We start from the raw sequence: 20,333 nt of genomic DNA on the forward strand, positions 1-20,333 counted from the left end.
CCGGGTTCCCGTACGGGAACCCGGCCAGCGCAACTGTCATCGGTCAGGCGGAGTAGCCGCGCTTGGCGGTCCAGTCAGCCAGCACATCGAGGCCCATCCAGTACTCCTGGCCCTCGAAGTACGGGTCAGCGATCTTCACCGTGTCACCACCATCGCGGTAACCCGTCACCGTCAGGTAGTGCCCACCCTCGTACGAATGCGCCACCCCGTCGACGTCCGACGCCGTACCCATGATGTTCGCCACCACGGCCCGGTCGTCGTCCACCGCCTCACGCACATCCGCCTTCAGCTTCGCCACATGCTCCGGCTTCGCCGCGACCGCACCGATCGACACCGTCTCGTACTCGTCACCACCGGTCACCTCGTTGAGTACCCGGGTCGTCTCCTCAGCCGAATCGGTACCGGCCTCGGTCGTCCCCAACTTCTCCGCCACCTCGTCCTGCGACGGGGCCTTACCCTGCGCCGTCAACGCGATCCGCGTCGCCGCCGGCCCGCAGTAGTAGAAGTTCGGCTGCGCCTCGTACTGCACCGCCACCTCACGCGCACCGCCGTCGGCGGCACCCGGACCAGCGGCCTGCGCCACCACCGCAGGAGCGGCCACCACACCACCAGCGGTCAGCAGACCAGCAACCGACAGAGCAGACTTACGGAAGATCGTGTTCATAGCAGAATCTCCGTTCCGAGGGGAATGAACCGGACACCAGACCACACCGGGTCGATGACCGGTCACGAACGGGACAGAACAGAACACGCACAAGAAAATCGAACTCAAATGATGCGCTCCAACCTGCGCACACCCGCCGGTCCAGGCGGGGGGCGGTCTCACCGGCGCACCGGATACAACCATCCGAGGATGCCCGGCATTCCGCACCCGGCGGGGCCGCAGACCCGGCCGCACCCGCACCGGGCGACAGACCAGGCGGACCAGGCGGATCAGGCCCGGCAGATCAGCCCGGCCACTCGCCCACTCGGTCCAACGCCAGGATCCAACGCCGCCCGGCCGGCCGATGTTCCCCCGCGCCCGGCACCTCAGCCACCCGCCCGCCGCGCCGCACCGAACCTCGCAAACGGCGCCTGACGCCCATCGGTGTCCTGCGTCCACCCGAAAACTGATAGCGACCTTGGCGGCGGGTTGCGTACCGTCCGGCGGCATGAGCGCCGAGTTGAGCCCGTTCATCCGCGAGGGACGTATCGTCTCGTTGCCGGCCCGGCAGGCGCGCCGCCGCCCGGTGCTGGCGCACATCGCGCAGGCGTGTTTCGAACGCGACGTGGTCTACGACGAGTCGACGGTCGACGAACGGTTACGCCGCTGGTGTGATGGCGGTGCGGTGGACCACGTGACGGTCCGCCGATACCTGATCGAAGCCGAGCTGATGGCCCGGGCCGACGGCCGGTACTGCCGCAACGCGCTGGCGTTGCCCTACCCGAACACCGCAGAGCGGTACGTGGAGTCGATGGGCCTGAGCTGAGCCGACCGGCCATCAGTTGCCGGCGGACTCGTAACGGCGCAGACCGGATCGGAAGATCAGCGCCGCCACTCCGACGCAGTAGGCGGCGATCAGCGGGGTGAGCCAGCCCAGCCAGGTCGGACCGACCCCGGCGCGGGCGGCATCGCCACCACCGGCACTGAGCACCGCGCTGGCCGGGAAGAATCCGACGAAGGCGAACGGCAGCCCGACCACCAGCACCAGCCGCACCCCGAACGTGTAGACCGACACCGGGTAGCGGGCCAGGTCACCGATCTGGTGCACCGCGTACGCGAAGATCGAATGCGGACTCTGCAGCCAGAACGCCGACGAGTTGGTGGCCAGGCTGATCGACAGCTTGACCGCCATGCCGCTGGCGAACAGCCCCAGCCCGCCGACGACCAGCGCCGGGGTCCAGGCGACGTCGACCCGCCACACCGCCCAACCGAACATCGCCCCACCGGTGACCAGGTTGCCCAGCCCGTTGATACCGACGTCGTCGCTGAGCACCTGCAGCACCACCGGGTAGGGCCGGACCATTTTGTAGTCCAGCTCCCCCTTGTTGACCAGCCACGGCAGCCGCCACACGCCCTCGAACAGCAGCGGCCCGACCGCGTCGGAGAGCACCACGATCGAGTAGATCAGGACCACCTCGGCGAACGTCCAACCATTGACCTGCGGCACCCGGGAGAAGACCGCGCCGAGAAATGCCAGGCCGACGAGCTGGGTCAGCGCCGACCCGGCGACCAGGATCCAGAAGTCCGCCTCGTACTCCAGGGTGGACCGTAGGTGGGCACCGAGGCTGCGCCAGTAGAGCCGCAACCCCCGGCGCAGGCCGGTCCGTGATCGCATGATCAACCCCCGTGTACGGTCAGTTGGCGCACCGCCGACCGCCAGGCCAGCCGGGCACCCCACCACAACGCCACCGTCCACACCGCCTGAATGCCGATCAGCAGCCAGGCGTCGGATCCGGTCGCCTGGCCGAGGTAGATCGTCGCCGGAGTGAACGTCATGCCGGCGAACGGCAGCACCGCGGCGATCGCCTGCAGCCAGCCGGGCAGCAGGGTCAACGGCACCAGCGCCCCGGAGAACAGGTTGGTGATCGCTCCCCGGGCCAACGAAACGCCAAAAATGTTCTGCGTCCAGAAGCACAGCAGAGCTGTCAGGTAGACGGTGGTGAACCGCAACGGCAGCACCAGCAGCGCGCTGACCGCGAACAGCGCCGCCTGGCCGGGCGGCGGCACCGGGACCGGCCCGGTGACCGCCAGCACCACGGCGCAGACCGCCAGCGAGAAGGCAACCTCGACGGCGGCGATGCCGAGCGTCTCGGCGAACCGGGCCCGCTGGTAGTCGACCGGGCGGGTCAGGTCGACCGCGACCATGCCATCGCGGATCCGGGCGGCCATCTCCCAGTCACCGAACGACATCAACGACCCGGTGACATAGGCGATCAGCAGGTACGCCTTCATCTGCGGCCAGCTGAACCCGCCGACGCTGGTCCCGGAGCCGAGCAGCACCGCCCAGATGGACAGCATGGCGAGCAGCTGCAGCAGCACCCCGGCCATGCCGAGGACGAAACTCAACGGGTACGCGACCGCGCTGCGGGCCGCCACCCGGGCCAGCGCCCGGTACGGCCGGACACCGCTGGACCGGGCCGGGGCGTCGGTGGCGGCGACCGTGGTCACGGTGCCGGCACCAGCCGCAGCTCACCGGCGTACACCTTGCGGACCACGTCCTCGATGGCCGGCTCGTCGATGCGCAGGTCGCGTACCTCGGACACCGCCGACACGGCCGCGATCACCTGGCCGGCGGTGACCGCGAACCGGTCGAACCGGACGGTGAACTCACCCGGCGTCGCGCCGGCGGCTACCTGTGCGCTGCCGACGGCGGCGGCGACCGTGTCCAGCTCCACCGGGTCGGCCAGGTGCAGGTGCATCGAGCGGTGCCGGGCGAACTGGTCCTTCACCCCGGCCAGCGGGCCGTCGTAGATGATTCGCCCCTGGTCGATGATCACGATCCGCTGGCAGAGGTCCTCGATGTCGCCGAGATCGTGGGTGGTCAGGATCAGGGTGGTGCCGTCGGCGCGCAGCTCCCGCAGGAACGCCCGGACCCGGTCCTTGACCGCGATGTCCAGCCCGATGGTCGGCTCGTCGAGGTAGACCACCCGGGGACGGTGCAGCAGCGCGGCAGCCAGGTCGGCCCGCATCCGCTGACCGAGGGAGAGCTTGCGGGCCACCACCGGCAGCAGCTCACCGAGCCCGAGTACGTCGTCGAAGCGCTCCAGCTGCTCCCGGTAGGTGGCCTTGTCGACGTCGTACAGGTCACGCAGCAGGGCCAGGGACTCGCGGACCGGCAAATCCCACCACAGCTGGGTACGTTGGCCGAACAGCACACCGATCTGTCGGGCGTTGGCGACCCGCTGCCGGTGCGGCACCACCCCGCCGACCCGGACCTGCCCGGCGGTCGGCACCAGGATGCCGGCCAGCAGTTTCACCGTGGTCGACTTGCCGGCGCCGTTCGGCCCGACGTACGCCACCGCCTCGCCCGCCTCGACCCGCAGATCGACGCCGTCGACCGCGACATGGTCGGCGAACCGGCGTACCACCAGGTGTTTCAGCGCGCCGCGCAGACCCGGGTCCTTCACCGGCCGGCGGAACCGTTTGGTCAAGCCATCAGCTTCGATGAAGGCCATCTCCGAATGGTGCCGTACCCGTGCGTCGCCGCCCACCGAATTTCCGGCCGGCGGACCACCATGATCTCCGGCCGGCGGACCACCATGCGGTAAGGGCCGGCATCGCGGTACGGCACTGACAGCGGCGAGGGTAGCCTCACCGCCGTGACGACTGCGTTCGCCCGTCGACAGGCGCTCGGCCTGGCCATGGTGGTCGGGGCCAGCGCCCTGTTCGCGATCAACGGCACCGTTTCCAAGCTGGTGCTGCGAGCCGGGCTGGACGCCCCGCAACTGACCGTGCTGCGGGCGGTCGGCGCCTTCACCGGGCTGCTGGTACTCAGCGTCGTGCTGCGGCCCGGTGCCCGCCGGGTGCGGCTGCGCCGCCGCGAGGTTCCGCTGCTCGTCGCGTACGGGCTGACCGGTTTCTTCCTGGTCCCGATGCTCTACTTCGTGGCCATCTCCCGGCTACCGGTCGGCATCGCGCTGCTGTTCGAGTACACCGCGCCGCTGATGGTGGCGGTCTGGGCCTGGGCCGTGCAACGCCAGCAGGTGCTGCCCCGGCTGTGGGCCGGGCTGGCGTTGAGCCTGCTCGGGCTGGCCTGCGTGGCGCAGGTGTGGGGCGGGCTGACCCTCGACCCGCTGGGGGTGGCCGCCGGGCTGGGCGCGGCCGTGATGCTCGCCGCGTACTTCCTGATCGGCGCCCGGGGTGTCCAGGACCGGGACACCCTGTCCCTGACCACCTGGGCGTTCGGCGCATCGGCGATCGCCGGGCTGATCGTCCGCGCCGCCACCGCCGGCCTGGACGGCTGGCAGCCGCTGCTCACCCGTACCGAGGGCGGGATGCCGGTCGCGTTGCTCTGCTGCTACGTGGTGGTCCTCGGCTCGATCGTGCCGTACCTGATGATCACCGGCGCGTTGCGGCACCTGCCGGCGACCAGCGTCGGCATCGTCGGCATGGTCGAGCCGGTGTTCGCCGCTACGGTGGCCTGGGTGGTGCTGGGCTCGGGTGAGACGTTGACCCCGGTGCAGCTGGCCGGCGGCGCGTTGGTGCTGACCGGGGTGGCGTTGGCCGAGACCGCCCGGACCGGCACCGGCGTGCCGCCCGCCGTACCGCCGGCACCCGACGGTCCGCTGCCCCCCGGACCGCCGCTGCCGGACGGCCCGACGTCACCGGGACCGTCACAGCCGGACAGCCGGCCGCCGTCGGCCGGCGTAGTGGCCGGTGCCGGCGGGTAAGACCGGCGGTATGAGTGCACCGAAGCGGGTCGCCGTCGTCGCCCACCGCAAGAAGACCCTCGGCGGCGGCCTCGACGAGTTGCGCGCGGCGATCGCCGGGCACGGCGCCGAGGACATCGACTGGTACGAGGTGCCGAAGAGCCGCAAGGCACCGAAGAAGGCCCGGCGGGCCGTCGAGCGGGGTGCCGAGCTGGTCTTCGTATGGGGCGGCGACGGGATGGTGCAGCGGTGCCTGGACGCGCTGGCCGGTCGCGACGCCACCGTGGCGATCGTCCCCGCCGGCACGGCAAACCTGCTGGCGGGCAACCTCGGCGTGCCGGAGGACCTCGGCGAGGCGGTACGGATCGGCTTCGAGGGCGAACGTCGCCGGCTCGACCTGGGCAGGGTCAACGGCGAGCATTTCGCGGTGATGGCCGGGGCCGGTTTCGACGGGCGGCTGATCCGCGACGCCGACCGGGACCTGAAGGACCGGGCCGGCAAACTCGCGTACGTCTGGACCGGTCTGCGCCACGTCGGCGGCGTCACGCCGAGGACCCGGATCAAGGTCGACGGCACGATCTGGTTCGACGAGCCGGCCAGCTGCGTCCTGGTCGGCAACGTCGGCCGGATCACCGGCGGCATCCACGCCTTCGACGATGCCCGGCCCGACGACGGCTGGCTGGAGGTCGGGGTGACCACCGCGCAGGGGGCCGCCGAGTGGGCGCGCACGCTGGGTCGGATGGCGGTCGGGCGCTCGGAGCGCTCCCCGTTCGTCCGGATGACCCGCGCCCGGCGGGTCGACATCCGGCTGGCCGAGCCGATGACGTACGAACTCGACGGCGGCGCCCGGGGTCAGGCCAAGAAGATGAAGGTACGGGTGGTTCCCGCCGCGATCACCGTCTGCGTCCCGGCCTGACTCCGCCCGCCGGGTCGACTGGCTGCCGGGCTCAGCGGGCTCAGCGGGCTCAGCGGGTGACGGTCAGCCCGGTCACGAAGGCCGACCAGGCGGCCGGGCCGAAGGCGAGCAACGGGCCGGTGACGTCCTTGCTGTCGCGGACCAGTACCCGGCCAGGGAGATTGTCGGCGACCTCGACACAGGTGTTGCCGCCGTTGCCGGACCGGGTCGAGGTACGCCATCGTGGTGTCACACTCGTACCGCTCATAGTTCCTTCACCAGACCTTCGATCAGCTCACGTGATGCTCGCTCGGGAAGCGCCTCGGTCAGCAGACTGTCCCAGATCCGCACCACCTGCTCCACACCGCTCGGATGGTCCACGGGATGCCCGAAGACCCCGTCCACATGCACCACGTCGTCGCCCTCGGGCAGCGTACCGATGACGAATCCACCGGACATGCCAGCGTACGCCCCAGCGCTGAGCGGCACCACGTACAGCTTGATCCGCCGCTCGTTCATCAGCGTAAGCAGATAGTTGAGCTGCTCGCGCTGTACAACCGTGTCGCCGACGATCCGGCGCAGCGCCCCTTCGTCGACCACGGCGACAAACACCGGTGGCTTCTCCCTGGCGAGCAGCCGTTGGCGATCCAACCGCATGGCCACCTGATCCTCGACCCCGTCTGCGGTGTACAGGCCGGTGCCGGTGAAAACCGCACGCGCGTATTCCTCCGTCTGCAGCAGTCCCGGCACCAGCAACGGCTCGTACATCCGCAGCTTGACCGCGCGGTCCTCGACCGCGCGCCATGACGCAAACCAGCTCGGCGCTTGCTTCTTGTTGATCAGATCCAGCATCTCGGCGAGAAGACCGCCGGTATCCAAGGCTTCGTCAGCACCCGCAGCCAAAGTCATCGTCGGCCGGCGCCGCCCCGTCTCCACCGCCGCAATGGTGGAGGCGCTGTAGTTGATTTTCGGGGCAAGCTGATCCTGCGAGACATCCGCCGCTGCCCTGGCCGCTTTGAAGGCCTTGATCCACATATCGACATCCACCAGCCGATCCGATCAGCAAAGAATGATCGAATCAATACGCTGTTGAGCTCTCGGATGGGCATCCTGTCGAACTGACCGAGGTGCGCCCGTCGTGGTCAGTGCGCGCGCGGCGGAACCTGAATTCGGAAGAGCGCGTGGCGGCGTACCGGGCCGTCGGGCACGTTCGGGTGGTCGAAGTCGCCGTCCGGGTCGCGGGTCATCCCGATCCGCCGCATCACCGCCTGCGAGCGCAGGTTGCCGACGGCGGTCAACGCGACGATCTCCGGCAGGCTGAGGGTATCGAAGCCGTACGCCAGGCAGGCGCGGGCCGCTTCGGTCGCGTACCCGTTGCCCCAGGCGTCGCGGCGCAGCCGCCAGCCGACCTCGACCCCGCCGAACGGCATGTTGGCCTCCACCGGGCTCAGGCCGGTCATGCCGATGAGCTCGCCGGTCGCCGCCACCTCGACCGCCCACCAACCCCAGCCACGCTGGTCCAGGCCGGCCTGGCAGCGGGCCATGGTGGCGGCGCTCTGCTCGCGGGTCGCCAGGCCCGGGAAGAACTCGCGCACCTGAGGGTCGGCGTTCATCGCCACCCACGGCTCCAGGTCGGACCCGCGCCAGTGCCGCAGCACCAGCCGCGGCGTGGTCAACTCCGCCATGCCGGCACTGTAGCGCCGGTGCCGCACGCCGAGACCGTCGAGCCCGATCACCGGCCGGGCAGGAGGATCACCGTACGGCCGCCGCCGACCGGCCCCTCCTGGCAGGACAAGCCGGTGCCCTGCAGCCATCGGCCGGTGACCGCCACCGGATAGGTGACCTCCACGGTCCGGCCGGCGTCGGTGGTCGCCGAGAACCGCATCGGCAGTGGCGCCGCCAACCGGTGCATGATCGTGTCGCAGTCGAAGGTGACCCGTACGTCGACGGATCCCACTCCTCCAGGCCGTACGCGGGTCTGCCCGCCCGTGTCGGCCACTGCCAGGCCGGGGGACTCCGTGTCGAGGACCCGTACGGTGACCTGCTGCGTTCCGGTGTTGACCACGGTCACCTTGGCGTTCAGCTGCCCGTCGCCCATGCTCCACACCTCGCCGGCGAACGCCACCATCGAACCGGCGGTGGCCGCCGCAGCTCGTTGCTGCTGGTAGTCGTTGAGCAGCCAGCCGCCGAGGCCGCCCATGGCCACGCCGGCCAGCAGCACACCGACGAGCCGGCCCGGTCCGCGAAAGCGTCGCCGCGCCGCGCCGCCAACCGGTGCCCCGGGCGCCGTCGCGCTGGTCGGCCGGTCGAGATCGATGAGCCGCCCCTCCGCCGTCACCGGACCAGGTTAGTCGCAACGCCGATCAGTCAAAGACGACGGTGGCTGCGTGCAGCGGACGCATCGTCACCTTCATCGGCCCTGGGGTGCCGGTCGGGCTTGATGCCACACGTGCATCTTGATGCACCTGTGGCATCAAGCCTGCGGAGGCACCTTGGGTCCCCGGGAGCCGGCACGGGGCACTCCGCTCGCGCGGCCGGCCGGCCGCGCGCAGTTCCGGCGTCGATGAGGTACCTGACGTTCGGCTCGTGCCGCAGCGGGCAGGCGTGCAGACGAAGCAGGGCGAGCGGGCAGGGCGGGTGGAGCGGCGAGCGGCTGAGTTCAGTGGCGGAGCAGGCCGCGTACCGGGACCGGGGTGACGTGGCCGCTCGGCGGGCGGGTGCGGTCGAGCTCCAGACCGACGTCGACGATCACCGCCCGGGTCAGCTGCGGCACCTGCGACAGCGGCACCCACTGTGCCAGGTCCGTGGAGCCGCCGACCTCGGGCCGCAACGCGCCGCCGACGACCCGTACCCGGTAGAAGACCCCCAGGTTGTGCCGTTCGCCGCGGCCGGGCAGCCGGCGCTGCGCGGGCACCGTACGGGAGTCGACGCCGAGCAGCGACTCCACCTCGACCTGGTAGCCGGTCTCCTCGGCCGCCTCGCGGACCACCGCGTCGACCGGGTCCTCGGCGTGTTCGACCTTGCCGCCGGGCAGCGTCCAGTGCCGCCGGGAGCCGCCCGGCGAGACGTAGCGGGCCAGCAGCAGCTGCCCCTGGTCGACACAGACCGCATAGGCGGCCACCCGAAGCCGGTGGGCAGTCATGCTCGCACTCCTCCGCGCTAGATCCGCCACAAGGAGCATAACCACCCCAAATAGGGTGTAATTGATCCGGACGGCGGCACGATCCGGGCCACGAGCAAGATAGAGGCCATGCAGACACATCCGAACGTGCAGGCGGTGCAGGACGCGTTGAACACCGCCGACGCCCGGGACGGCTCCGGCGCCAGCTGCCGGGTGCGGCTGCTGCCCGACGCGGTGCACACCGCCGCCGCGGCAGCCGCCGCCCTTGAGATCGAGGTGGGGCAGATCGCCAACTCGTTGATCTTCGACGCGGACGGTGAGCCGCTGCTGGTGCTCACCTCGGGCGCACACCGGGTGGACACCGCGAAGGTCGCCGCCGACCTCGGCATCGACGCGCTCCGCCGGGCCACCCCCGAGTTCGTCCGGGAACACACCGGGCAGCCGATCGGCGGGGTCGCGCCGCTGGGCCATCCCAAGCCGGTCCGTACCCTGGTCGACGTGGCGCTGCAGCAGTACCCGGAGATCTGGGCGGCCGGCGGCGTACCCCGGGCGGTCTTCCCGACCACCTACGCCGAACTGCTACGCATCACCGCCGGCACCGCCGCCGAGGTGGCGTGAACGACCCGGTCGGCCGTACGGCCCCGGTGCCCGAGCTGGTCACGCTGCACGTCTGGCGGGTCCCCCGGCGACGGCTGCCGCGAGTGCTGGCCCGGATGGCCGTCGACGCCCGCCGGCTGCGGCGCGTCGACGGCGTACGGTTCGCCAAACTGCTCGGCACCGGGACCGGCACCGGGTTCGGGCCCACCGACGTCGACCCGACCCGGTGGGCGGCGCTGGTGGTGTGGGACGACCCGGCGACGGCGACCGGGTTCGACACCTCGCCGGTCGGGCAGGCGTGGCTACGGATCGCCGACGCGCGGGTCCGCGTCGACCTGCGGCCGCTGCACAGCCGGGGCCGCTGGTCCGGCGTCACCCCGTTCGGTGGGCCGGGCGGTGGGCAACCTGGCGCCGGGCGACCGGTGCTGGCGTTGACCCGGGCGCGGCTGCGGCCCACGAAGGCGGTCACCTTCTGGCGGGCGGTGCCGCCGGTCGCCGCCGCACTGGCCGACGCCGACGGGCTGCGCTGCCGGTTCGGCGTCGGCGAGGCACCGCTCGGCTGGCAGGGCACCGTCAGCGTGTGGCGGGACACGGCGGATCTGACCCGGTTCGCGTACCGTCACCCGCAGCACCGGGCGGCCATCACCCGGACCCCGGTGACACAGTGGTACGCCGAGGAGCTCTTCGCCCGGTTCGAGGTGCTCGGTGTCGCCGGCGACCGGGCCGTGCTGGGCTGGGCCGGAGAGGACGAGGATGGGACATGCGGTGCTGGCGGCGGATGAGAGGCGGACCCCGATGAGGCTGGTGCCGTGGCTGCCGGACGACCTGCTGCGGCGGCTCGACGACGTGGTCACCGTGTACGGCGAGGCGATGAACTACCGGGCCGAGCTGTTGGAGGTACGCCGGGGCTACATCGCCACCCACGTACGGCGCCCCGGATTCCGGGCGGTCGCCACGCTCACCGCCGAAGGCGCGCTCGCCGGGTTCGGCTACGGCTACCGGTCGGCCGCCGGGCAGTGGTGGCACGACCAGGTACGCGGCGCGCTGCCGAAAACCGCCCGCGGCACCTGGCTCACCGACTGCTTCGAAGTGGTGGAGCTGCACGTGCACCCGCAGGCGCAGGGGCACGGAATCGGCGCGCACCAGCTGCGTACCCTGCTCGGGATGGCCGCCGGAGCGACCACCCTGTTGTCCACCCCGGAGGCCGACGAGCAGCGGTCCCGGGCCTGGCGGCTGTACCGGCGGTTCGGCTACGTCGACGTGTTGCGCAACTTCCACTTCCCCGGGGACGAGCGGGCCTTCGCGGTGCTCGGCCGCACCCTCCCGCTGCCCCACCCGCAGGCAGCACCGGCTGCGGGGGCCGGACCGACGACGGACCCGCAGCCGCGCCGGTCATGAGCGCACGACGGGTGCTGCCCTGGGCGATGTTGGCGCTGCTGGTGCTGGCCCAGATCGGCTACCCGCTGACCGGCGGCGGCAACCGGGCCGGGTTGACCGTCGCCACCGTGGTGATCGGCTTCGTCCTGTCGGTCGGCCACGCCTGGCTGACCCGGGGGCCGCGCAGCGCCGCCGCGCTGCTGCTGGTCACCACCGGCGGCGGGCTGGCGGTTGAGGCCTGCGGGGTGGCGACCGGGTTCCCGTTCGGCGGCTACGACTACGCCGGCACGCTCGGGCCGAAGCTGCTCGGCGTACCGGTGGTCATCCCGCTGGCCTGGACCTGGATGGCCTGGCCGGCATGGCTGGTCGCGGTGCGGCTGGTCCGCCCGGTGGTGGCCCGGATCGCCGTCGGCGCGGTCGCGCTGGCCGCCTGGGACCTCTTCCTCGACCCGCAGATGGTCACCGAAGGCCACTGGACCTGGCTGGACACCGACCCGGCGCTGCCCGGGGTGCCGGACGTCCCGGTCGGCAACTACCTGGGCTGGCTGGCCGTTGCGGCAGTGATGATGACGCTGCTGCAGCGTACCGCCGGGGTCGCCGCCCACTGTGCCGACGGGCCGGTGGACGCCCCGATGTACGCGCTGTACCTGTGGACGTACGCGTCGAGTCTGCTCGCCCACGCGGTGTTCCTCGGACTGCCCGCCTCGGCCGGCTGGGGCGGGCTCGGCATGGGGCTGGTGGCGGTGCCGTTCGCGGTGACACTGATCCGCTCGCGACGGGCGACTGGACCTGCTGGACGCCCGCCACGGCAGGCGACATGACCTGGTGGACGGCGGCTACGGCGGGTGCGCTCGGCATCGTCGCGGTGCTGCTGGCGCTGACCGCGGCGACGCTGGTCAACACGCTGCGCTGGCTGCGCCGGCCCGGCCCGGCAGCCCGGGTGACCGAGCCGGTGTCGATTCTGCTGCCACTGCGTGACGAGGCCGAGCGGGTGGCTCCGTGCCTGCGGGCGCTGCTCGCCCAACGGCAGCTGACCGACTGGCGGATCGTGGTGCTCGACGACGGGTCGACCGACGGTACCGCCGAGGTGGTCGCCGAGGTGGCCGGCGACGACCCCCGGGTACGGCTGATCACCGGCGCGCCGCTGCCGGCCGGCTGGCTCGGCAAGCCGCACGCCTGCCAGCAGCTTGCCGACGCGGTCCCCGCCGCACCGGCCGGGGTGCTGGTCTTCGTGGACGCCGACGTGGTCCTCGCCCCTGGGGCGGTGGCCGCCGCCGTCGGCACCCTGCGGTCTGTGCCGGCGCAGCTGCTCAGCCCGTACCCGAGGATCGTCGCCGGGTCGGTCGGCGAGCGGCTGGTGCAGCCGCTGCTGCAGTGGAGCTGGTTGACGTTCCTGCCGCTGCGCGCGATGGAACGTTCGCCGCGTACCTCACTGGCCGCCGCCGGCGGGCAGTTCCTGCTGGTCGACCGGGACGTGTACCGGCGGGCCGGCGGGCACGCCGCCGTGCGGGACCAGGTGCTGGAGGACGTCGGGCTGGCCCGGGCGGTGAAGCGGGCCGGTGGGCGGATCGCCCTGGCCGACGGTTCGGCGTTGGCGACCTGCCGGATGTACGGGTCCTGGCGGGAGTTGTCCGCCGGCTACACCAAGTCGCTGTGGGCGTCGCTGCCGTCGCCGGCCAGCGCGGCCGCCGTCGTGGCCGGACTGTTGGCGTTGTACGCGGCCCCGCCGGTGCTCTGCGTCGTCGGGCTGGCCGGGCTGGCCACCGGGGCCGGTCCGGCGGCGACGGTGCTGGTCGCGGCCGGTGCCGTCGGGTACGGGCTGGGGGTGACCGGACGGGCGCTCACCGCCCGGGCCACCGGCGGCCGGGCGATGCCGGACGGATTGGCACATCCGATCTCGGTCGCGCTGCTCGGCTGGCTCGTGATCCGGTCCTACTATCTGCGCAAGCGACGGCGCCTCGCCTGGCGCGGTCGCCCGGTGGCCCTGCCCTGACCGAAACTGCTGTGAGGAGGAGCGCCGATGAGCCGGGTGGTGGTGATCGGCGCCGGGGTCGGCGGGTTGGCCGCCGCGATCCGGCTGGCCCACGGCGGGCACGACGTCACCGTCATCGAACAGGCCGACACCGTCGGCGGGAAACTGGCCCGCTGGACCCGACAGACCCCCGCCGGTGCGTTCACCTTCGACACCGGGCCGAGCCTGCTGACCCTGCCGCAGGTCTTCGCCGACCTGTTCGACAGCACCGGCGAACCACTGGAGAAGGTGCTCGACCTGGTCGAGCTGGATCCGATCGTGCGGCACCGGTTCCCGGCCGGGCCCGGCGAACCGACCGGGCCCGGCGAACTGAGCGGGCCCGGCGAACTGAGCGGGCCCGGCGAACTGAGCGGGCCCGGCGAACTGAGCGGGCCCGGCGAACTGGGCGGGCGGCCCGACCCGCGCTGGCTCGACTCGTGCGCCGACCCGGCGGCGTTCACCGAACGGATCGCGGTGGCCTTCGGTGACGAGGCCGCCGACGACTGGCAGCGGGTGTGGCGGCGGGCCCGACGGATCTGGGACGCCTCCTGGCGGGACGTACTGCGCCGGGAGGTCGGCTCGCCGCTGGCGATGGCGCGGATGGCGTACCGGCTCGGCGACCTGGCGGCGGTCGCGCCCGGCCGCAGCCTGCGCGGGATGCTGCGTCGCGAGGTCCGCGACCCGCGGCTGCGGACCCTGCTGGAGCGCTACGCCACCTACACCGGCGCGGACCCACGGCGGGCGCCGGCGGCGCTGCTCGCGGTGCCGTACGCCGAGTTGACCTTCGGCGGCTGGTACGTGCGGGGCGGGCTGGGGGCGCTCGCCGACGCGCTGCTGTCCCGCTGCCTGGACCTGGGCGTGGTGGTGCGTACCGGGTCGACGGTCACCGCGATCGACGCGGCCGGCGGCCGGGTGCACGGCGTCCGGGTGGCCGGCGAGACCCGTCCGGTGCCGGCCGACGTGGTGGTGGCCAACGTGGACGCGTCGCGGGTCTACCGGGAGCTGCTGCCGCACGCCCGGCGGCTGACCCGACTGGCCGACCGCAGCCTCGGCGGTTTCGTGCTGCTGCTCGGGGTGCGCGGCCGTACCCCGGAGCTGGCCCACCACACGGTGTTCTTCCCGCGCGACTACGACGCCGAGTTCGACGCGGTGTTCGGCGATCCGGGACGGGGTCGGCCGGCCCGGCCGGCCACCGACCCGACGATCTTCGTGACGGTCGCCGACGATCCGGCGGCCCGGCCGGACGGCCACGAGGCGTGGTTCGTGCTGGTCAACGCGGCCCGCCAGGACCTGTCGCTGGCCGGGGTGGACTGGCACCGGCCGGGTCTGGCCGACGCGTACGCCGATCAGGTGCTGCGGGTGCTGGCCGACCGGGGGGTGGACGTGCGGGACCGGCTGCTGTTCCGCGAGGTACGCACGCCGGCGGACCTGGCCGCGGCGACCGGCACCCCGGGCGGGTCGATCTACGGTACGGCCGGCGGGCTACTGCGGCCGGCGAACCGGGCACCGGCGGCCGGAATGTTCCTGGTCGGCGGGTCGGTGCACCCCGGTGGCGGGCTGCCGATGGTGACCCTGTCAGCGCAGATCGTCGCCGACCGGATCGGCCCGGCCGGCCGCTGAACCAACGCCCAGGACCGTCAGGCCAAGGCGCGGCGGACGGCGGTGAACAGTTGGCTGAGCCCGAACAGGCCGAGCAGCACCCAGACCGAGGTTGCCAGGGTGAGCACCCCGGCGGCGAGGTCCGGTGCGATCAGCGCGGCGGCACCGGCCAGCAGCAGGCCGACCAGGGCGATGCTGACCCGGGTCGGTCGTTCCCCGACCGTCACCGCGCCGATCTCCCGCATGCCGGCCGCCGCCGCCCGGGCCCGCAGGTACTCGTGCAGCCAGGACAGCGTGCCGGCGGCGACGACCAGCGGACCGGGGGCGCCGGCCAGCCAGAAGCCGAGCAGCCAGAACGCCTCACCCGCCCGGTCGGCGAGCGAGTCGTAGACGTAGCCGAGCCGGGTGGTCCGGCCGGTGACCACGGCCAGCGCGCCGTCGACGGTGTCGGCGACCGCGGCCAGCAGCACCAGGCCGGCGGCGGCGAGCAGGCCGGGACCGCCGCGCGGGGCAAGCACCGGCACCCCGAGGCAGAGCAGCACTCCGGCGGCGGTGACCGCGGTCGGGCCGACCTTGGCCCGGCCGAGCAGGTCTGCGACGGCGTGCGCGGCGCGCAGCCAGTAGCGCACCACCGGGGTGGCGGTGCGGGGGTCGAAACCGCCGTGCAGCCGTGCCCAGGTGACGGCGTAGTCCTGCCAGTTGAGCCGGGTCTCCACGACAGCTCAACCGCTGCGGGACGGCTCGGGTGGCGGGCCGGTCACGCCCGGGTGCCGGCGGCGACGTTGAGCCACACCTCGCGGGTGGCCGTCGACCGGTTCATGGTGATGAAGTGCAGACCGGGCACGCCTTCGTCGATCAGCCGCTGGCAGAGCTGGTTGGCCTGGTCGATGCCGAGGCGGCGGACCGCGTCGGCGTCGTCGGCGACCCGGGCGAACTGGGCGGCCAGCGCCGGCGGGAACGGGGCACCGGACAGCTGTTCGGAGCGCTCGATGGTGGCCAGTTTGGTGACCGGCATCACACCGGGCAGGATCGGGGTGTCGCAGCCGGCCGCCGCGACCCGGTCCCGCAGCCGCAGGTAGTCGTCGGCGTCGAAGACCATCTGGGTGATCGCGAAGTCCGCACCGGCCCGGCATTTGCGGACGAAGTACCGGGTGTCGGTGGCGATATCCGGCGAGCGCGGGTGTTTGTACGGGAAGGCGGCCACGCCGACGCTGAAGTCACCCGACTCGCGGACCAGCCGGACCAGGTCCTCGGCGTAGTGCACGCCCTGCGGGTGGGCCACCCACTCCCCGGTCGGGTCACCGGGCGGGTCGCCCCGCACGGCGAGCACGTTGCGCACGCCGGCACCGGCCAGCCGGCCGATGACGTTGCGCAGCTCGGCGACCGAATGGTCGACGGCGGTCAGGTGCGCCATCGGCAGCAGGGTCGTCTCGGTGGCGATCCGTTCGGTGACGTCGACCGTGGTGTCCCGGGTGGTGCCACCGGCGCCGTAGGTGATCGACACGAACGACGGCCGCAGCGGCTCCAGCTCGCGGACCGCCTGCCAGAGCAACTGCTCGCCGGCGGGGGTCTTCGGCGGGAAGAACTCGAACGAGAAGGTCGGCTGGCCGGCGCGGATCAGCTCCCCGATCGACGGCTGCGAGCCGGGGAGTACGGACGGTAGACCGAGAGCCACGCAGCCGACTGTACCGGGTGGCCTGCGGGCGGCGCATCGACCAGCCGATAGCGTCAGGGAGTGGCAGACAGCATCACGGTCGCGCCGACCGACCGGGCCGACCTGCGTCGACGTGTCGACCGGGCGTTGGCCGACTTCCTCCAGGGCCGGCGACGCTGGCTGGGCGACGTCGACGAGGCGCTGCTGCCGGTGGCCGCGGCGATCGAGGACTTCGTGCTCGGCGGCGGCAAACGGCTGCGGCCGGCGTTCGGCTACTGGGGTTACCGGGGAGCCGGCGGCGGCGACTCACCCGAGGTGGTCGCGGCCCTGGCGGCGCTGGAGTTCGTGCAGGCCAGCGCCCTGATCCACGACGATCTGGTGGACGGTTCGGACACCCGGCGCGGCGAGCCGTCGATCCACCGGCGGTTCGCCGCGCACCACCGGCGCAGCGGGTGGCGCGGGCCGGCGGACGGCTTCGGTGCCTCGGCGGCGGTGCTGCTGGGCGATCTGTGCCTGGTCTGGTCCGACGAGCTGCTGCACGGTGCCGGGCTGACCGACGGGATGCTGCGGCGGGCCCGGCCGGTCTTCGACGAGATGCGCACCGAGGTCACCGTCGGGCAGTACCTGGACGTGCTCACCCAGTTCACCGGCGACACCTCGGTGCACCGGGCCACCCAGGTGGCCCGGCTCAAGTCGGCGAAGTACACCGTGGAGCGGCCGCTGCTGCTGGGCGCGGCGTTGGCCGACGCGCCGGCCGCCGTCGCCGCCGGCTACTCCGGGTACGGGTTGCCGCTCGGTGAGGCGTTCCAGCTGCGTGACGACGTACTCGGGGTGTTCGGCGATCCGGCGCTCACCGGCAAGCCGGCCGGCGACGACCTGCGGGAGGGCAAACGTACCTTCCTGGTGGCGTCCGCGTACCGGACGACGTCGCCGGCCGGCCGGGGGTTGCTGGACGACCGGCTCGGTGATCCGGCGCTCGACGCCGACGGGATCGAACGGCTGCGCGAGGTGATCGTCGCCAGTGGCGCGTTGGCCGTCACCGAGGCACGGATCACCGAGCTGACCGAGCGGGCGTTGACCGCGTTGGCGCCGGTGCCGGTCGAGCCCGAGGCCGGGCAGGTGCTCCGGGATCTGGCGGTGGCGGCGACCACCCGTACCGGCTGACCGCCGCCCACGCCAGACCGGCTCAGCTCAGCCGGTAACTGTTGGCGAAGTTGTTCGGGCTGCACGTGTTGAGCCGGTTGGTCACCAGGTCGTAGGTGTACCCGGACGGGACGGTGCAGGTGGAGATGTTGTCCCTGGGCAACCGCAGCCGGTAGCTGTTGGCGAACATGTCGAACCTTTCCCTTGACAATCCTCCCCGCACTAAGGGACGGGGATTCCCTGGGTCGCCCCAGGGGGTTCCTGCTTCGCCGACGACCGCCCCGTCCGAGAGGAGGACTCCCGGTGAGGTCTTACACCGCCTCCACAGGCAGTCACGGAGAGCCCCTCCGCGAGAATGTTGCGGGCCGCGTTGACGTCCCGGTCATGGGCCTGCCCGCACCGGCAGGTCCACGACCGGACCGCCAACGGCATCCGGCCAGCCAGTTCGCCGCAGTCCGAGCACAGTCGGGTCGACGGGAACCAGCGGTCCACGACCACCAGATCGCGGCCGTACCAGTCCGTTTTGTACTCCAGCATGCTGCGGAACTGCCGCCAGGCCGCGTCGGAGATGGCGCGGGCCAGACGGTGGTTGGCCATCATGTTGCGGACGGTCAGGTCCTCGATCACGATCGTTTGGGTTTCACGAACGAGCCGGGTGGTCAACTTGTGCAGGTGGTCGCGGCGGCGGTCGGCGATCCGGGCATGAACCCGGGCCACCGCCAGCCGGGCCTTGGCCCGGTTCGCCGAACCTTTGGCCTTGCGTGCGAGGTTCCGCTGGGCGCGGGCCAGCCGATCGCGGTCACGGCGTTCATGTCTCGGGTTGGGGATCTTCTCCCCGGTGGACAGGGTGAACAGGCTGTCGAGGCCGGCGTCGACCCCCACCACGGCGGTGGTGGCCGGGGCCGGGTCGATCCGGTCGTCGCAGAGCAGGGAGACGAACCAGCGGCCCGCCGGGTCCTGCGACACGGTCACCGTCGACGGCGCCGCGCCCTGCGGGAGCGGTCGGGACCACACGATGTCCAACGGATCGGACATCTTCGCCAGGGTCAGCCGACCGTCGCGCCACCGGAACGCGCTGGCGGTGTACTCCGCCGACCGCCGCGACCGCTTCCTCGACTTGAACGTCGGGTACCGGGCCCGTTTCGCCCAGAAGTTGGCGAACGCGGTCTGCAGGTGCCGCAGCGCCTGCTGCAGAGGGACGCAGGAGACGTCGTTGAGGAACGCCAGTTCGTCGGTCTTCTTCCACCCGGTGAGCATCGCCGACGTGGCGTTGTAGGTGACCCGTTCCCGACGCAGGGTCCACGCCTCGCTGCGGGCGGCCAGCGCCATGTTGTACACCAGCCGGACACAACCGAACGTCCGGGCGAGCTCGGCGGCCTGCCCGGGGGTGGGGTGGAAGCGGTACCTGAACGCCCGCTTCACGGTCCTGGACACAGTCCACAGTCTAGCGATTCGGTCGTGAGCCGTGGGGTCGCGTGTGGGGTGGACGCCGATCCGCCTTGGCGGCGGATCGGCTTTCCCTGTCCTGCTCCGCAGGGGTTCCGTTTCCTCCCCGGCCGCAACGCCGGAGTATCCACGGAAGGCATCCGATGATAGATTTCTCCCCTTCGGGCAGAACAGAACGGGGGTATAGGCAGGTTCGCGCGACCGCAGTACGGACGATAGACGATCAGATGACGTAAATCAATGCGTCACATCGTGACGGACTTTGCCGTAAACAAATCGGTTGAATTGCATAGCAGTTTCCGGTCAGTGCTCGTCTCTGCCGGTGTCCCCGGGCCGGCGCCCCGGACGCCGCCGCAGCCGGGCGAGCAGCCAGTCGCCCTCGCCGGCCGCCGGGGTGCGCTGCACGCCACGCCGCCCCAGCCAGACCCACACCGAGAGGGTGAACAGCACCATCGTGAATCCGAACAGCAGATCCTCGACCGGCGCGTACGCGATCCGCAGCCCGACGATGGCGGCCGGGTCGTAGCGCACGATGGCACGGCCGGTCAGGATCCCGTTGGAGAGCAACTGGAAGCCGACGATGATCGGGTAGGTCGCCCAGAAGACCGCCCGCAGCACCAGTCGGGTGCGCAGCACCACGAGGTCGACCAGCACGGCGGCCACCACCCCGAGCAGCGCGGCGACGGTGTAGCTCACCGGACTCGCCGCCGGCCGGCATCGGCCCCGTCGCCGCCCCGACTGCGGTCGGCCTCGTCGCCCGCCGGCCGGTGGTCGGCCTCGTCGCCGGCCGACCAGCGGTCGTCGGGGCGGCGTGGGCGGCCGGGCGGGGTACGCACCGCGCGGACCGCCTCGAACCCCAGCACCGTGCAGATCGGCACGACCACGAAGAACAGCAGCTCGTCCAGTGGCAGCCGGCCGGGCAGCAGCACACCGGTGGTCTGGGCGGGGTCGAAACTCCAGTGCCCGGCGGCGATCGCGGCCAGGTCCCAGGCTGCGAAGACCACCACCACCGCCAGCAGGGTCAAAGACAGCCGACGCCACCGGCGGAGCACGTTGACCCGCAGCACCGGCTCCAGCCAGATCGCGGCGAACAGGCAGCCGGCCAGCACCGCCAGGTAGCTGAGCTGACCCATGCCGG

25 protein-coding genes are annotated in these 20,333 nt (G+C 72.2%); 10 read left to right on the top strand and 15 right to left on the bottom strand.

Annotated elements, in window-relative coordinates; genetic code table 11:
- Positions 1–43: 43 nt before the first annotated feature.
- A complete protein-coding gene (locus tag O7610_RS11235) occupies positions 44–664 on the bottom strand; it encodes a C39 family peptidase (RefSeq protein ID WP_289213233.1) in 621 nt (206 codons plus the stop codon).
- A gap of 487 nt (positions 665–1,151) precedes the next feature.
- Between O7610_RS11235 and O7610_RS11240 the strand changes: the two genes are divergently transcribed.
- Positions 1,152–1,469 (top strand): DUF2087 domain-containing protein, encoded by a 318-nt coding sequence (locus O7610_RS11240; RefSeq protein ID WP_281550686.1) that lies wholly within the window; start codon positions 1,152–1,154, stop codon positions 1,467–1,469.
- Between the two features lie 12 nt (positions 1,470–1,481).
- Here the strand turns inward: O7610_RS11240 and O7610_RS11245 are convergent, their stop codons facing one another.
- From O7610_RS11245 to O7610_RS11255, 3 genes are read right to left on the bottom strand one after another with little or no spacing between them, the layout of a single operon-like run.
- Positions 1,482–2,318 carry an ABC transporter permease gene (locus O7610_RS11245; protein ID WP_289213234.1) on the bottom strand — a complete coding sequence of 279 codons (837 nt, stop codon included), beginning with the start codon at positions 2,316–2,318 and terminating at the stop codon, positions 1,482–1,484.
- 2 nt (positions 2,319–2,320) lie between these two features.
- Positions 2,321–3,151 (bottom strand): ABC transporter permease, encoded by an 831-nt coding sequence (locus tag O7610_RS11250; protein ID WP_282231521.1) that lies wholly within the window; start codon positions 3,149–3,151, stop codon positions 2,321–2,323.
- Positions 3,148–4,158 carry an ABC transporter ATP-binding protein gene (locus O7610_RS11255; RefSeq protein WP_282231522.1) on the bottom strand — a complete coding sequence of 337 codons (1,011 nt, stop codon included), beginning with the start codon at positions 4,156–4,158 and terminating at the stop codon, positions 3,148–3,150. The genes O7610_RS11250 and O7610_RS11255 overlap by 4 nt, the downstream gene beginning before the upstream one ends.
- Before the next feature lie 144 nt (positions 4,159–4,302).
- On the opposite strand from O7610_RS11255, the gene O7610_RS11260 reads away from it, so the two are divergent.
- Both O7610_RS11260 and O7610_RS11265 read left to right on the top strand, forming a co-directional pair.
- Complete coding sequence (locus tag O7610_RS11260; protein ID WP_289213235.1) at positions 4,303–5,373, top strand: EamA family transporter; 1,071 nt, start codon at positions 4,303–4,305, stop codon at positions 5,371–5,373.
- A 10-nt stretch (positions 5,374–5,383) separates the two neighbouring features.
- Positions 5,384–6,268, top strand: coding sequence for a diacylglycerol/lipid kinase family protein (locus tag O7610_RS11265; RefSeq protein ID WP_289213236.1), 885 nt, complete (start codon positions 5,384–5,386; stop codon positions 6,266–6,268).
- Between the two features lie 49 nt (positions 6,269–6,317).
- On the opposite strand, the gene O7610_RS11270 is transcribed toward O7610_RS11265, so the two are convergent.
- The 5 genes from O7610_RS11270 to O7610_RS11290 form a co-directional block, all read right to left on the bottom strand.
- The gene (locus O7610_RS11270; RefSeq protein ID WP_281550693.1) at positions 6,318–6,515 is read right to left on the bottom strand and encodes a DUF397 domain-containing protein; all 198 of its coding nucleotides are present in this window, start codon (positions 6,513–6,515) and stop codon (positions 6,318–6,320) included.
- Positions 6,512–7,294 carry a helix-turn-helix domain-containing protein gene (locus O7610_RS11275; protein ID WP_281550694.1) on the bottom strand — a complete coding sequence of 261 codons (783 nt, stop codon included), beginning with the start codon at positions 7,292–7,294 and terminating at the stop codon, positions 6,512–6,514. Before O7610_RS11275 ends, O7610_RS11270 begins: the two co-directional genes overlap by 4 nt.
- A gap of 95 nt (positions 7,295–7,389) precedes the next feature.
- A complete protein-coding gene (locus tag O7610_RS11280; RefSeq protein ID WP_289213237.1) occupies positions 7,390–7,932 on the bottom strand; it encodes a GNAT family N-acetyltransferase in 543 nt (180 codons plus the stop codon).
- Positions 7,933–7,979: 47 nt separating this feature from the next.
- Positions 7,980–8,585, bottom strand: a complete 606-nt coding sequence (locus O7610_RS11285) for a hypothetical protein (protein ID WP_281550696.1) — start codon at positions 8,583–8,585, stop codon at positions 7,980–7,982.
- A 321-nt stretch (positions 8,586–8,906) separates the two neighbouring features.
- Positions 8,907–9,389: an NUDIX domain-containing protein gene (locus tag O7610_RS11290; protein WP_123602689.1), complete on the bottom strand. Its 483-nt coding sequence runs from the start codon at positions 9,387–9,389 to the stop codon at positions 8,907–8,909.
- 108 nt (positions 9,390–9,497) lie between these two features.
- Between O7610_RS11290 and O7610_RS11295 the strand changes: the two genes are divergently transcribed.
- From O7610_RS11295 to O7610_RS11320, 6 genes are read left to right on the top strand one after another with little or no spacing between them, the layout of a single operon-like run.
- Positions 9,498–9,986 carry a YbaK/EbsC family protein gene (locus O7610_RS11295; RefSeq protein ID WP_281550697.1) on the top strand — a complete coding sequence of 163 codons (489 nt, stop codon included), beginning with the start codon at positions 9,498–9,500 and terminating at the stop codon, positions 9,984–9,986.
- Positions 9,983–10,747, top strand: coding sequence for a monooxygenase (locus tag O7610_RS11300; RefSeq protein ID WP_289213238.1), 765 nt, complete (start codon positions 9,983–9,985; stop codon positions 10,745–10,747). Before O7610_RS11295 ends, O7610_RS11300 begins: the two co-directional genes overlap by 4 nt.
- A 13-nt stretch (positions 10,748–10,760) precedes the next feature.
- Complete coding sequence (locus tag O7610_RS11305; RefSeq protein ID WP_289213239.1) at positions 10,761–11,363, top strand: GNAT family N-acetyltransferase; 603 nt, start codon at positions 10,761–10,763, stop codon at positions 11,361–11,363.
- Positions 11,360–12,163, top strand: coding sequence for a carotenoid biosynthesis protein (locus O7610_RS11310; RefSeq protein WP_289213240.1), 804 nt, complete (start codon positions 11,360–11,362; stop codon positions 12,161–12,163). The genes O7610_RS11305 and O7610_RS11310 overlap by 4 nt, the downstream gene beginning before the upstream one ends.
- Positions 12,160–13,335: a glycosyltransferase family 2 protein gene (locus O7610_RS11315; RefSeq protein WP_289213241.1), complete on the top strand. Its 1,176-nt coding sequence runs from the start codon at positions 12,160–12,162 to the stop codon at positions 13,333–13,335. Before O7610_RS11310 ends, O7610_RS11315 begins: the two co-directional genes overlap by 4 nt.
- 27 nt (positions 13,336–13,362) lie before the next feature.
- Positions 13,363–14,973, top strand: a complete 1,611-nt coding sequence (locus O7610_RS11320; RefSeq protein ID WP_289213242.1) for a phytoene desaturase family protein — start codon at positions 13,363–13,365, stop codon at positions 14,971–14,973.
- Between the two features lie 17 nt (positions 14,974–14,990).
- Here the strand turns inward: O7610_RS11320 and O7610_RS11325 are convergent, their stop codons facing one another.
- Positions 14,991–15,668 carry a CDP-alcohol phosphatidyltransferase family protein gene (locus O7610_RS11325; RefSeq protein ID WP_278170301.1) on the bottom strand — a complete coding sequence of 226 codons (678 nt, stop codon included), beginning with the start codon at positions 15,666–15,668 and terminating at the stop codon, positions 14,991–14,993.
- Between the two features lie 41 nt (positions 15,669–15,709).
- On the bottom strand, positions 15,710–16,627 hold the full coding sequence (gene metF, locus O7610_RS11330) for a methylenetetrahydrofolate reductase [NAD(P)H] (protein ID WP_289213243.1): 918 nt from the start codon (positions 16,625–16,627) through the stop codon (positions 15,710–15,712).
- Positions 16,628–16,687: 60 nt separating this feature from the next.
- On the opposite strand from metF, the gene O7610_RS11335 reads away from it, so the two are divergent.
- Positions 16,688–17,770 carry a polyprenyl synthetase family protein gene (locus O7610_RS11335; RefSeq protein WP_289213244.1) on the top strand — a complete coding sequence of 361 codons (1,083 nt, stop codon included), beginning with the start codon at positions 16,688–16,690 and terminating at the stop codon, positions 17,768–17,770.
- Between the two features lie 22 nt (positions 17,771–17,792).
- Here O7610_RS11335 and O7610_RS11340 read toward each other — a convergent pair whose 3' ends face one another.
- From O7610_RS11340 to O7610_RS11355, 4 genes are all read right to left on the bottom strand, one after another.
- On the bottom strand, positions 17,793–17,939 hold the full coding sequence (locus O7610_RS11340) for a hypothetical protein (RefSeq protein ID WP_281550706.1): 147 nt from the start codon (positions 17,937–17,939) through the stop codon (positions 17,793–17,795).
- 32 nt (positions 17,940–17,971) lie between these two features.
- Positions 17,972–19,183: an RNA-guided endonuclease InsQ/TnpB family protein gene (locus O7610_RS11345; protein ID WP_289213245.1), complete on the bottom strand. Its 1,212-nt coding sequence runs from the start codon at positions 19,181–19,183 to the stop codon at positions 17,972–17,974.
- A gap of 315 nt (positions 19,184–19,498) precedes the next feature.
- Positions 19,499–19,891, bottom strand: a complete 393-nt coding sequence (locus O7610_RS11350; protein ID WP_281550708.1) for a lycopene cyclase domain-containing protein — start codon at positions 19,889–19,891, stop codon at positions 19,499–19,501.
- Positions 19,888–20,328 carry a lycopene cyclase domain-containing protein gene (locus O7610_RS11355; RefSeq protein ID WP_281550709.1) on the bottom strand — a complete coding sequence of 147 codons (441 nt, stop codon included), beginning with the start codon at positions 20,326–20,328 and terminating at the stop codon, positions 19,888–19,890. The genes O7610_RS11350 and O7610_RS11355 overlap by 4 nt, the downstream gene beginning before the upstream one ends.
- Positions 20,329–20,333: the final 5 nt, after the last annotated feature.

The sequence above is a fragment of the Solwaraspora sp. WMMA2065 genome (assembly GCF_030345075.1).
In the GTDB taxonomy this organism is placed as follows: domain Bacteria; phylum Actinomycetota; class Actinomycetes; order Mycobacteriales; family Micromonosporaceae; genus Micromonospora_E.